Source organism: Aliiglaciecola litoralis (genome assembly GCF_039523355.1).
In the GTDB taxonomy this organism is placed as follows: Bacteria; Pseudomonadota; Gammaproteobacteria; order Enterobacterales; family Alteromonadaceae; genus Aliiglaciecola; species Aliiglaciecola litoralis.
Map to the genome: position 1 here is coordinate 236,552 of NZ_BAAAFD010000004.1, position 11,730 is coordinate 248,281.

The following is an 11,730-nucleotide window of genomic DNA, read 5'->3' on the forward strand; positions in this document are numbered from 1 at the left end:
TGCTACTTAAAGTAAATAGCAGTTTCGACTAATCATTAATATAACCTCAGCTTATATTGCACCAAGCATGCTTGCATGAAGGACCTGCGGTTATAAAAACTAATTTGCACATCCCCATCTACAAAAAAAGCCCAGAGACAATATCTGAGCTTGTTCATTATTATTTCATGACCTTAGCAAGTCAGCATTAGTGTACTTACTTCCTGCGGGTGAAGCCCAAACTTATTAATGTGAGAGCGAATATCAAGACAGTATGGGGTTCTGGAATGTCATGTGAAACTACCAAATCAACAATCACGAAGCTGTTTGCTTCAATAACTAAGTCCAAAATATTAAAGGCGACATTGCTTTGATCGAATAACACGTTTGATTCACTAAAGCCCGCAATATTAGTCTGTAAGTTTGTTATTCCCGTGATTTCACCAGGGTTGTCGAGCCCCCAGCTCAAATTGGCAAATAGTAACCCGATAAAGTCTAGAGGACCTAAACCCAAGGCATCATTTAACGACAGCGCATCACCTTGAATGACCACTCCGCCGGGGAAAAGAACGCCGAGCGTTTCAGATTCGATGTTAACATCCATAAAACCATCGATAAAACCCGGTGCTTCAACGTCGTTTTCAACAACATTGACGGTTATTGGATTCTGCAAATCATTTTCCGCAATGAATACCGGTGTGCCTGAATTAGCTTCTACATAAATAAGCGCGAGGTCGACATCTTGACCAATTAATGACGCGTTCGCGGTCATCAGACTAGACGAGATTAGAATTGCAAAAGTGATACTTAGTTTTTTGGTTAAAGCTTTCATCGTTTTCTCCTTTAAACCCCATTAAGCGATATACTCGATCGCATAGCGCTTACCTGGTTAAAAAGTGAGCAATAAATGTACCGCTCTAAAGATGTTGATTTATTTTTAAACTATTCAACTGAATAACATACTAATTTATATTTGTACGAAAGCTTGTGGTTTTTAAGTAAAACGTCAAGTGTAAAAAAGGCTGACATTTGTGACTGCAGATTCAGCGCGAAATTCAGTTTCCCCAATCGTTTAAAGGTTATTCGCCCCTTCCTTAATTGGACAATATTCATCGAACCGACAATACTTCAGGGAGAGAAATTCTACTTTGAGATACCGTGTTTGTGTGACTTTTTAACTAATCATTTTCGTAAGTTGGCGGCATTTTGGGTGTTGTTAATTTACATGGCGATCAACTTGGGTAGCCATTTTGCGCATGCACAAAATGACAGCTCAATCCAGAAAGTGAGGGTGTTGAATTACAATCCTAACCAGCCTTCGGAGCAGGATTATTTTTTTGGACTATTAGACAAGGCAATGTCGAACACGGTCATTGAATATAACTCCTACGAACTTGAACATGTGGCTATTTCCTATCAACAAACCAGAATAATGACGTTTATTAACAGTGGTCAACGACTTGACGTTATGCATACGATGACAAGTAGACAAAGGGAGCATGATCTGACCGCTGTTAAAGTCCCGCTGTTGCTGGGGATGCTTGGACATCGAGTACTTCTGATTAAAGCGAGTAGGCTGAATGAGTTTGAGCAGATAGGGGAGGCAGAAGCGTTAAAAAAGTATATTGCCTGTCAGGGAATCGATTGGCCAGACTCTGATATTTTAGAGGCCAATGGTTATTTAGTCGCGCGGGTTACTGATGAAGATGCCATGATCGCAATGTTGGAGTACGAAAGGTGCGATTATTATCCCCGAGGCATTAGTGAGATAGACAATGAGCTGACACTTTATAATCACAAATATGGTGCTCTTGCACGTGTTCCACATATCATTTTACGTTACCCTGCCCCGGTCTATTTTTTTGTTGCCAAAAGTAACACGTTATTGGCCCAACGGATTGAAAAGGGATTACAGCAGATGCAACAATCTGGCGAATTCTTTGACTACATTTCCCAGCACAAGGCTACATCCTCTTTATTTCCTTTGAGTCAATGGAACGACAAACTATTTTTCGATTTACATAATCCGATCATTGGAGAATGAGATATGGATCCCGATTTTTGGGAGTTGCTGGGTAGACTTGAAGCTAACTAAGGGGGGCTAAGTTGATACTTCGGGAGCAACTTCACCGCAGCTATATCAGTCAACTCACAGAATACTCGCAGACAAGCTAGGACGTTATTACTCAACCTAAACTAATTTCTATGCACGTACGACACGCCAAGCGCATGATTCCGAGGGGGAATTGCAGTCTTTAAAATTGTAAAAGACAACAGATATCCAAAGCGGTAAATTTTTTTTCGGTTCAATTAGCGCAATTGACTAGTGTTTTATGTGGCGCTTTGCTATAAAGTTTGGTGTAATAGATTGATTATAAATAAAATATAAAAAGTTTTCTTTATGCATGCAGGCTGGCGTCAATACATCAAACAGCGCTTGAAAAAGCCATCGAAATTCTACTCTGTCGGTATCGAGTTTGGTATTGATTCAATACAAGTATCTGTTTTAATTAAAGATAAAGAAACTGTTCGTTGGGTTAAGCAGCAATTATTGCCTACTCATGACTGGCAAAAACATCTCCGTGATTACGTCTCATCTGAATCATTAAGCAACACCCCCTGTCATATTGTTTTCGCAGCGAGTAAATATCAAGTTCAACAAGTCGACAAGCCACAAGTAGACGATGCTGAGCTGTCACAAGCATTGGTGTGGACAGTGAAAGACCTTATGCCTCATCAAGAAGATATCATTGTTGAATATTTCGACTTGCCAGCGCAGAGCTCTGGCGCCAATAAAGTCAACGTAGTGGCAATGGTCAAGTCGGAAATTGTTGAGTTAAGCGACGGCGTTATTGACGCTGGTTTAGAGCTTCAAAGTATCGGTATACTTGAGTTGGCAGTGGCTGATATGCTTGAAAAAAGCGATGACGCCGTGCTGACATTAGTACAAGAACCAGGGCAAGATATTTGTCTGAATATCGTTAAACGTGGCGATGTTTATTTCTCAAGACGATTAAGAGGATATGAAAACCTATCCACATTTAGCGAGCAAGAGCTACAAATGGGGGTGGGCGATAATCTCAGTGTCGAAATACAACGTTCGATGGACTATTTTGAAAGCCAACTACGCCAAGCGCCAGTGAAGAAAATATTGCTCGGTGTTGAATCGCCGCATTTACAAAAACTGACAGAAATAATGCAACAATTAACCTTTATGACCGTCGAGCCCTTGTCGCCTGAAGTTGTTGGAACCGACGATTTGCATTTTCGTAGTAGCTTGATAGGTAGTTTAGGCGCTGCCTATAAAGAGCAAAATGGGCTGCATCATGAAGAATAGAATCAATTTTTTTAGAGATGAACTAAAACCGCAAATAATCCTGTTGAATCTTGGGTTTTTGGTTTTCTTATCTGTGTTATCTGTGTGTTTGATCATCGCGGGATGGACTTGGGCTGAATTGCAATATCGTGAATCCCAACATTCAATCGACACATTGCTGATGAATGTGAAACAAAAAAAATTCCTTGTCGACACCTTGCGTGAAGCGAAAGACTCCCGCACCCAAGATAAGTCGATTCTTGCAGCAATAGAAAAAAATCAGCAGGAGTTGGACGTTAAACTAACCATATTGAACGAGCTAAGCAATCGTGAGTCACAACGCAGCAATGGCTTTTCAGCGTTAATGCAAGACTTAGCTGCGAACCACCAATCTTCACTTTGGCTAACCAATATTTTATTGGATGAACGCAAACTCTATTTACAGGGCACGACCTCAAATTCTGAAGCTTTACCGAAATGGATATCCAAGCTCAATCAAGCGCAGTATTTTGCGGGCACTGAGTTCGCCGGGGCGCGAATGGTACGAAATGAACAAGAAATGCTTAATTTTGTGTTAAGTTCAGAGCTTGATGATGTCAAAGGGGGCGGAAAATGAGTCAATCTTACGCCCAGAAATACCAAGAGCTACAAGTTAAATTTCTTAAATTAACCCAACGGGAAAGGATGTTGGCGTTAATAGCCGCACTATCCTGTGTTTTGTTGGGCGGCTATGTATTTTTCATCGAACCCAAATTGGTGCTGTGGGATAAGCAAAAAATGGAAGAGCAGCGTCAGGCTGGTGAAATTGAACGGCTAGACACTGAAATCAATGCGCTACAGCAAGCATTGCTCGATGACCCAAACACACCTATAAAAGCGCGTTTAGGTAGTATTCAAAAGCAAATTATAGGCGCGGATAATGCACTTGCCGCGCAAACTAAGGATCTTGTCCCAGCGAATCAAATGTCGAAACTGTTGGAAAGCGTGTTTGCTCAATTTGATAGATTAAAATTAATGGAAATGCGATCTATCGCTCCTACAGCAATGCTGGCGATTGACGATAAAAATGAGTTAACCGACGTAAACTTGTATCAACATGGCGTGCAACTTACGCTGCAAGGAAGCTACTTTGATATTCAAAAGTATCTGCAAAGAGTCGAAGCCCTACCTTATCAATTTTACTGGAAGAAGTTCAGTTATCAGGTAGATGAATATCCTAATGCTCAAGTGCAAATTGAAATTTACACGCTGAGCACCAATCGCGCCTTTATAGGAGTGTGGAATAATGGGTAGAAAGATACTTGTTGCAGTTCTTTTACTGGCAACGTGCAACATACAGGCTCAACAATTAGTTGATCCAACGCAGCCTCAGGGCTTTACCGCTGGAACCTCGGTAAAGTCAGATTCAACTGATACCTCAAATTCAACTATTGTTGTTTCAGCGGTGTTCATTAAAGGCGCTAGCAAACTTGCGGTATTAAATGGTGAGTCAGTTGCAGAGGGGCAGAATTGGAAAGGTAATACAGTGAAAATGATCCACAAGAATGGCGTAGTCCTGGTTACGCAAGGACGCGAAACAGAATTATTCATTAATCAAAACTCAATTAAAAAAGATGCATCGAATGACTACTAAGCAACTCTCAATCTTGGTTTTGGCGCTGGTAATCACTGGCTGTAAATCCACATCTGAAACGGGGCTGGCACAGAAATCAATGGACACTGCAATGCAGGAACAAGTTGACGCTATGCAAAGCAGCAGCGCCGAGCCACTTGATAATTTACCAGACGCAGTGAGTATGGCTTTATTGCCTGATCAAAGCCTGTCGCAAGAGCCGCTATTTGGCGAAGAGAAGTACGACATCAGTGCTCAAGATGTGTCAGCCGTGAGCTTTTTTGCAGGTTTGGTTTCAGACACGCCCTATAGCGTCGCAATACATCCTGAAGTATCCGGTAATATTTCGCTTAGCCTCAAACAAGTGACACTGGAGCAGGTATTTAACTTGGTGTCGGAGTTGTATGGCTACGATGTACAAAAAATGGATCAGATATTTCGTATCTTCCCGTCTGGTATGCGAACCGAAACCTTCCCAGTTAACTATTTATTGATGAAGCGTACCGGAATGACCCAAACTAGCATTACCTCTGGCGGAGTTTCCCAAGCTGAAGGAAATCAAGGTAGTGGTTCTGGCGGTGGCAACGGTGTAAATAACTTTAGTGGCAACGCATCCAGTGGCAATAATATTGGCGGCGGAATGAGCAGTAACAACGTCAATGGCACTAATATCAGCACCTCAACTGAAACCGATTTTTGGAAAGACTTACAAGCTACCCTGCAATCTATGGTAGGTACGGATGAGGGGCGCATGGTGATGGTAACGCCTCAAGCTGGTTTAGTTACTGTTCGTGCTATGCCTACTGAAATCCGCAGTGTACGTGACTACTTGAAAGTATCAGAAGAGATTGTTAAACGTCAGGTGGTGCTTGAAGCGCGCATCATTGAAGTCTCTCTTAATGATGAATATCAACAAGGGATAAACTGGAATCAAATCGCCAATCGCAGCGGCAGCACCGAGATTAATTTCTCCACCACTGCGGGTACTTTCGGTAATCAAATTTCAGCGGCTATTGGTAATATCACCAGCTTGTCATTCTTGAATGAAGATTTTTCTGGTGTGCTGACGTTATTAGAAACTCAAGGTAATGTGCAGGTTCTGTCTAGCCCAAGGGTCACGGCAACAAACAATCAAAAAGCCGTGATCAAAGTGGGGGATGACGAGTATTTTGTTACCGAAGTTTCTAATCAGAATACCATTACCTCTGGCAGTACTACGGTCACGCCAAACATAGAACTAACACCCTTTTTCTCCGGTATTGCACTTGATGTAACCCCGCAAATTGATGCAAACGGCGGTGTATTATTGCATGTTCACCCCTCAGTCATCGAAACCGATGAGCAGGAAAAAGTGATCACCCTAAATGAAGAGCGTTTTGTCTTACCTCTGGCGCAAAGTAATATTCGCGAATCAGATACGGTTATTCATGCAAATTCTGGAGAGATAGTGGTCATTGGCGGATTGATGCAATCAATGGTGTCAGAACGTGATTCTAAAACGCCATTTTTGGGTGATATTCCGATCTTAGGCAATTTATTTAAGAGTAAGAATGACGTGCAAACGAAAAAAGAGCTTGTCATCTTATTGAAGCCCACAGTGGTGGATGCAAATACCTGGAAGCAACAGCTTAAGCAAAGCCGCGACCAGATGGCAGATTGGTTATACGTGGAATAACGTTATGTACCTTTACCATTACGGTATAAAGGAATTACCTTTTACTTTAACGCCCAACACCAGCTTCTTCTTTGGACTTCCCAGTCACAAAGAAGCCATAGCTGTGCTCGTTACGGCGTTAAAAACGGGTGAAGGCTTTATTAAAGTAACGGGTGAAGTCGGTACCGGGAAAACTCTCATATGTCGTAAACTGTTGAACGAGTTACCTGACAATTTCTTAACTGCTTATATCCCGAATCCTTATTTGAGTCCGATTGAACTGCGTCGTTCTGTGGCCAGTGAATTGAATGTGACGCTTACGGATCACTCGGACCAACAAGAATTTACCCATAGGATCCAACAGCGCCTTATCCATGTTCATCAGCAAAATAAAGGTGTGGTTTTGATCATTGATGAAGCGCAGGCTCTGCCAATGGAGAGTATTGAAGCGCTTAGATTGATGACCAATTTAGAAACTGAATCACGTAAATTACTGCAAGTAGTATTATTTGGACAGCCGGAATTAGATGAAAAGCTTGCGCTACCTGAGTTAAGACAGCTTAAACAACGGATTACCTTTTCCTACACTTTAACGTTGATGGATGCCGATCAGTTATATCAATATGTACGTCATCGTATGGCGGTTGCGGGTTATAAAGGCGGTGAAGTGTTCAATCGAAAGTGTTGTGAACGCATGTTTAAAGCCAGTAAGGGCACGCCGCGGATCGTGAACGTGCTCTGTCACAAGGCCTTGATGTTGGCCTATGGTGAGGGTAAGCAGCAAGTGTCAATGCAGCATGTGGAAATGGCGATTCAAGATACCGAAGCGGCTATTCTACCCAATAAACATTTTCGCCTTATTGTATTGATCGCCACGCTGATCGTTTTAGCCGTTGCCGCCACCTTTATTTATGAAGGGTGGATGCAATGAGTGTAGTTAACAAGATGCTGCAAGATCTCGAAGCACGTAAAGCTCAGCCCGATACCAGTGCTGATTACCAAGCGTCTGAGCCGCAAAGAAAATTCCCTTGGAGTTTGGTGTTTATACTTTTACTGCTGATTGGTGCGGGTTGGTATGGCTATGCCTCCTATTTGCAGGGGGTTGCTCAGATCAAAAAAGATCCTAGCGCAGCACAAAATGTAGCAGCGGCTGAAAAGCCAGCGCCTACAATGCCAACAGATACAAACCAAACCGATCATGTCGAGGCAATACAATCTGTGCCTTCGCAAAATCAAGATGCCAAAAGTGCAGCAAATGTTGAAGTTACTCAAAATACTAGGCTCAGCGACGCTGATATGGCTGCAGCGCAGTTAACAGAGGCTCAACTGACGCAAAATTCTATCGCCCCAGTCGCGCAAAGTGCGCAAGATGAGACGAGCCAACTAACCGCGTCGACTACTAAGCGTGATGAGTCTGAGCTTCCTCAGATGGTGGATACTAAGGCCGAAACGCCAGCGAGCAACATAGCTAAAGCCCCGATGAAAGTGAGATCAGAGGCTTCACAAGAATTAACTGGCGTGGTCACGGCATCGGCGAGTGAGCCAAATAAACAGCAGTTCAATGTAAAGTCCAGTAGCGAAGCGCAAACTGAGTCTGATTTGCGCCAGCAAGTTCAAGTTGCTTTAAAGCGTGGTGATGAGACTACGGCCACAGAACTCCTTACCAAGCTGGTGCAAGTGTCACCTGAAAATGAAAAAGCCAGAAAGCGATTGGCCGCGATGTTGTTTTCGCAAGGTAAGCGTAATCAGGCTGATACTGTCTTACAGCAAGGTATAGATCTGCAACCAGATAACCAAGAGTTGCGACTTATGCAGGCCAAAATGCATGTGCAAATGAAAAACCCAAGTAAAGCACATGATTTATTAGTGGATTATCCTGTATCGGCAGCATTATCTCCCGATTTTGTGTCTTACCGGGCGGCTCTTGCTCAACAGGTAGAGCGCTTTTCTCATGCACAGCAAGATTATCACGAACTTACTCTCAATCAGCCGGCAAACGCGAAATGGTGGCTGGGTTTAGCAGTGGCAGAAGAACGATTAGGTAATAACAAAGAGGCGTTAACTGCCTATCAAAATGCTAAACAATTAGCACAATTATCGGTAGAGGTAGATAGATTTGTTGAACAAAGAATTCACTATTTGGCTGGGGTGAACTGATGCAACCAAAGACTAAGGTCCGCCTAGGCGATTCGCTGGTACAAAATAACATCATTACCGAACCGCAATTGATGGAGGCATTATCTGCACAGCGTGAGTCGGGTCGTAAGTTAGGTGTCGTGCTGGTAGAAAAAGGGTTTGTGTCTGAAAATGACTTACTGACCTTTTTGTCAAAGCACTTAAATTTACCGCTTATTAATATTCCAGATTATCGAGTTAATCCGGATCACGTTAAGTTGTTGCCCGAGGTGCAAGCCAGACGTTATCGCGCCATTGTATTGGATGATAAAGGTGACACCTTATTAATTGGCATGACAGATCCGGCTGATATCAATGCTGTGGATGCGCTGTCGTCAATGTTATCTAAGCCACTTAGCTTGGCAGTTGTTGCCGAAGCACAGTTATTTGAAGCTTACGACACGTTTTATCGACGTACTGAAGAGATTGCGTCTTTTGCTCAAGAACTGGCGGAAGAGTATGAAAGTGAAAATGAATTCGATTTCACAACCGGTCTTGAGGGCGAACAAGACACCGCAGTAGCGCGTTTACTGCAATCTATTTTCGATGATGCGGTACAGGCAAAAGCGTCCGATATTCACATCGAACCTGACGAGGGGTTATTACGCATTCGCCAACGTGTTGATGGCGTATTGCAAGAAAATATTATTAAAGAGAAGAACATTGCGTCAGCGCTGGTTTTGCGTCTAAAGCTGATGTCAGGCTTGGATATCTCAGAAAAACGTCTGCCCCAAGATGGCCGTACGCAAATTAAAGTAAAAGGTCACATTGTCGATGTGCGGATCTCGACCATGCCGGTGCAAAATGGCGAATCTGTGGTTATGCGATTGCTTGATCAGTCAGCAGGATTGCTCACTTTAGACCAAACCGGTATGCCAGGGCCGATATTACGCCGTGTTCGTACCTTGCTCAAACGCCCCCATGGCATGATTTTGGTTACTGGACCCACGGGGTCGGGCAAAACCACTACTTTGTATGGCGCGATGAGTGAATTGAATACGCCAGACACCAAAATTATTACCGTTGAAGACCCCGTTGAGTACCGACTGCAACGGGTTAACCAAGTGCAAGTTAATAGTAAAATTGACCTGACCTTTTCCAATGTCCTTCGTACCACATTGCGTCAAGATCCAGACGTCATCATGGTGGGGGAGATGCGTGACGCAGAAACGGTCGAAATCGGTCTGCGAGGTGCATTAACCGGTCACTTAGTACTTTCCACACTGCATACCAATGATGCCATCAGTAGCGCTATTCGCCTAATCGATATGGGAGCGCCCGGTTATTTGGTCGCCAGTTCGTTGCGGGCAATCATTGCACAACGTTTGGTGCGTCGTATTTGCGACAACTGTAAAGTGGATTACACTCCTAATGAAGAGGAAATGTTCTGGCTGGGCAATATTGACGCCAGTGCAAAAAGCGCCACTTTCAAAAAAGGTGCAGGATGTCAGAACTGTAATCAAAAGGGCTATCGCGGCCGTGTCGGTGTGTTTGAACTGTTAGAAATGAATGAAACCATGATGGATGCATTAAAAATCTCGGATACCGTGGCATTTAGCCGCGCCGCTTTGGCTAATCCGAGCTATGCACCTCTTGCCAGTGTGGCATTGTCGTATGCGAAAATGGGCTTCACGACCGTTGATGAAGTACTTCGTCTGGTTGAAATGGTAGCAGATAGTGAAGCTTCCAAAGCCTCAGACCAGAAAGAAATAGAAGCTGAGATAGTCGAGGCAAATAAACAGGCTGAGGATGATGGCGCAATTTAACTTTACAGGGCGCGCCGCCAACGGCGACTTAACAAGCGGGCTTATCGATGCAGCAGATGCATCTACCGCGGCGAAGATGCTCGCCGGTCGTAACGTCACACCGTTGAATATTTATGAAGCATCGGAAGATGATGACAACAATGATGTCATTAAGAAAATAAATTTCTTTACGCCTAAGGTCAGTCTTGAAGATTTGGTGATTTTTGCCCGCCAAATGTATTCATTGAGTAAGTCGGGCATACCGATTCTGCGTGCTGTCAACGGTCTGGCAGATACGACTAATTCACAGCGTATGCAGGTGGCGTTGCGAGACGTTGTTGAGCAACTCGAACGCGGCCGTACCTTCTCATCCGCTTTGCATCAACACCCACATATTTTTAATCAGCTATTTGTATCCGTTGTCCACGTTGGTGAGAATACCGGTAAATTGGACGCTGCATTTTTACAGTTGTCGGATTACTTAGTCAGAGAGCAAGAAACCCGTAAACAAATAAAGTCGGCAACCCGTTATCCCATTTTTGTGCTTATTGCTTTGGTGGCGGCATTAGTGGTGATGAACATTTGGGTGATACCCATATTTGCTACTATGTTTGAAAAGTTTGATGCAGAATTGCCGCTAATGACCCGCTTTTTGCTGGGTATGTCCGATATGTTTGTGACGAAATGGCCCTTTATGTTGGTCGTGGTTGGGCTTATTGTATTTGCCGTCAAACGATATCTGTCAACCGACGCAGGCCGATACAAATGGGACAAGCGTAAAATCAGTCTGCCGGTTATCGGTAGCGTATTGGAACGTACTTTATTAGGGCGTTTTGCACGCAGCTTTTCGATGATGCTAGTGTCAGGCGTACCTCTTACCTCTGCACTCAACCTTGTTGCAGAAGCGGTCGATAACAGTTTTATGGGGGAGCGCATTCTCAATATGCGACGCAGCATTGAAAAAGGCGAAAGTTTGTCGCGAGTGGCGCATGCCAGCCAAATGTTTACGCCCTTAGTAATGCAGATGATCACGGTTGGAGAAGAGACCGGGCGAGTCGATGAATTGTTGGGCGAGGTGGCAGATTACTACGAACGCGAAGTCGATTACGACCTGAAAAACTTAACCGCCAAAATTGAGCCTATTCTGATTGTGATAGTAGCGATTATGGTACTTATCTTAGCATTGGGAATATTTACGCCAATGTGGGAAATGATGGGTGCTTATAAGGGTGATAGCTAATAATGAGTG

At 43.6% G+C, this 11,730-nt stretch carries 11 protein-coding genes; 10 read left to right on the forward strand and 1 reads right to left on the reverse strand.

Translation table 11 applies throughout. From position 1 onward, the window contains the following. Nucleotides 1-196 precede the first annotated feature (196 nt). Nucleotides 197-811, reverse strand: coding sequence for a hypothetical protein (locus tag ABD036_RS09470; RefSeq protein ID WP_343859120.1), 615 nt, complete (start codon nt 809-811; stop codon nt 197-199). A 393-nt stretch (nt 812-1,204) separates the two neighbouring features. On the opposite strand from ABD036_RS09470, the gene ABD036_RS09475 reads away from it, so the two are divergent. The 10 genes from ABD036_RS09475 to ABD036_RS09520 all read left to right on the forward strand — a co-directional run bounded on the left by ABD036_RS09475 (nt 1,205) and on the right by ABD036_RS09520 (nt 11,721). Beyond that, nucleotides 1,205-2,023 (forward strand): hypothetical protein, encoded by an 819-nt coding sequence (locus ABD036_RS09475; RefSeq protein WP_343859122.1) that lies wholly within the window; start codon nt 1,205-1,207, stop codon nt 2,021-2,023. A gap of 357 nt (nt 2,024-2,380) precedes the next feature. Continuing rightward, entirely contained in the window at nt 2,381-3,316 is a 936-nt protein-coding gene (locus tag ABD036_RS09480; protein ID WP_343859124.1) for an MSHA biogenesis protein MshI, read from the forward strand. Further along, the gene (locus ABD036_RS09485) at nt 3,306-3,911 is read left to right on the forward strand and encodes a PilN domain-containing protein (protein WP_343859125.1); all 606 of its coding nucleotides are present in this window, start codon (nt 3,306-3,308) and stop codon (nt 3,909-3,911) included. Before ABD036_RS09480 ends, ABD036_RS09485 begins: the two co-directional genes overlap by 11 nt. Further along, on the forward strand, nt 3,908-4,588 hold the full coding sequence (locus ABD036_RS09490; RefSeq protein WP_343859127.1) for an MSHA biogenesis protein MshJ: 681 nt from the start codon (nt 3,908-3,910) through the stop codon (nt 4,586-4,588). The genes ABD036_RS09485 and ABD036_RS09490 overlap by 4 nt, the downstream gene beginning before the upstream one ends. After that, the gene (locus ABD036_RS09495; RefSeq protein ID WP_343859130.1) at nt 4,581-4,928 is read left to right on the forward strand and encodes a hypothetical protein; all 348 of its coding nucleotides are present in this window, start codon (nt 4,581-4,583) and stop codon (nt 4,926-4,928) included. The genes ABD036_RS09490 and ABD036_RS09495 overlap by 8 nt, the downstream gene beginning before the upstream one ends. Next, complete coding sequence (mshL, locus tag ABD036_RS09500) at nt 4,918-6,582, forward strand: pilus (MSHA type) biogenesis protein MshL (protein ID WP_343859132.1); 1,665 nt, start codon at nt 4,918-4,920, stop codon at nt 6,580-6,582. The genes ABD036_RS09495 and mshL overlap by 11 nt, the downstream gene beginning before the upstream one ends. Before the next feature lie 4 nt (nt 6,583-6,586). Further along, complete coding sequence (locus tag ABD036_RS09505; protein WP_343859135.1) at nt 6,587-7,492, forward strand: ExeA family protein; 906 nt, start codon at nt 6,587-6,589, stop codon at nt 7,490-7,492. Then, on the forward strand, nt 7,489-8,718 hold the full coding sequence (locus tag ABD036_RS09510; protein WP_343859138.1) for a tetratricopeptide repeat protein: 1,230 nt from the start codon (nt 7,489-7,491) through the stop codon (nt 8,716-8,718). Before ABD036_RS09505 ends, ABD036_RS09510 begins: the two co-directional genes overlap by 4 nt. Next, nucleotides 8,718-10,502, forward strand: coding sequence for a GspE/PulE family protein (locus tag ABD036_RS09515; RefSeq protein ID WP_343859141.1), 1,785 nt, complete (start codon nt 8,718-8,720; stop codon nt 10,500-10,502). Before ABD036_RS09510 ends, ABD036_RS09515 begins: the two co-directional genes overlap by 1 nt. Next, nucleotides 10,489-11,721, forward strand: coding sequence for a type II secretion system F family protein (locus ABD036_RS09520; protein ID WP_343859143.1), 1,233 nt, complete (start codon nt 10,489-10,491; stop codon nt 11,719-11,721). The genes ABD036_RS09515 and ABD036_RS09520 overlap by 14 nt, the downstream gene beginning before the upstream one ends. Nucleotides 11,722-11,730 lie beyond the last annotated feature (9 nt).

What these genes read in the sequence shown, in the direction of transcription:
- ABD036_RS09470 (WP_343859120.1), bottom strand. Translation starts at nt 811, where the DNA reads ATGAAAGCTTTAACCAAAAAACTAAGTATCACTTTTGCAATTCTAATC.
- ABD036_RS09475 (WP_343859122.1), top strand. Translation starts at nt 1,205, where the DNA reads ATGGCGATCAACTTGGGTAGCCATTTTGCGCATGCACAAAATGACAGC.
- ABD036_RS09480 (WP_343859124.1), top strand. Translation starts at nt 2,381, where the DNA reads ATGCATGCAGGCTGGCGTCAATACATCAAACAGCGCTTGAAAAAGCCA.
- ABD036_RS09485 (WP_343859125.1), top strand. Translation starts at nt 3,306, where the DNA reads ATGAAGAATAGAATCAATTTTTTTAGAGATGAACTAAAACCGCAAATA.
- ABD036_RS09490 (WP_343859127.1), top strand. Translation starts at nt 3,908, where the DNA reads ATGAGTCAATCTTACGCCCAGAAATACCAAGAGCTACAAGTTAAATTT.
- ABD036_RS09495 (WP_343859130.1), top strand. Translation starts at nt 4,581, where the DNA reads ATGGGTAGAAAGATACTTGTTGCAGTTCTTTTACTGGCAACGTGCAAC.
- mshL (WP_343859132.1), top strand. Translation starts at nt 4,918, where the DNA reads ATGACTACTAAGCAACTCTCAATCTTGGTTTTGGCGCTGGTAATCACT.
- ABD036_RS09505 (WP_343859135.1), top strand. Translation starts at nt 6,587, where the DNA reads ATGTACCTTTACCATTACGGTATAAAGGAATTACCTTTTACTTTAACG.
- ABD036_RS09510 (WP_343859138.1), top strand. Translation starts at nt 7,489, where the DNA reads ATGAGTGTAGTTAACAAGATGCTGCAAGATCTCGAAGCACGTAAAGCT.
- ABD036_RS09515 (WP_343859141.1), top strand. Translation starts at nt 8,718, where the DNA reads ATGCAACCAAAGACTAAGGTCCGCCTAGGCGATTCGCTGGTACAAAAT.
- ABD036_RS09520 (WP_343859143.1), top strand. Translation starts at nt 10,489, where the DNA reads ATGGCGCAATTTAACTTTACAGGGCGCGCCGCCAACGGCGACTTAACA.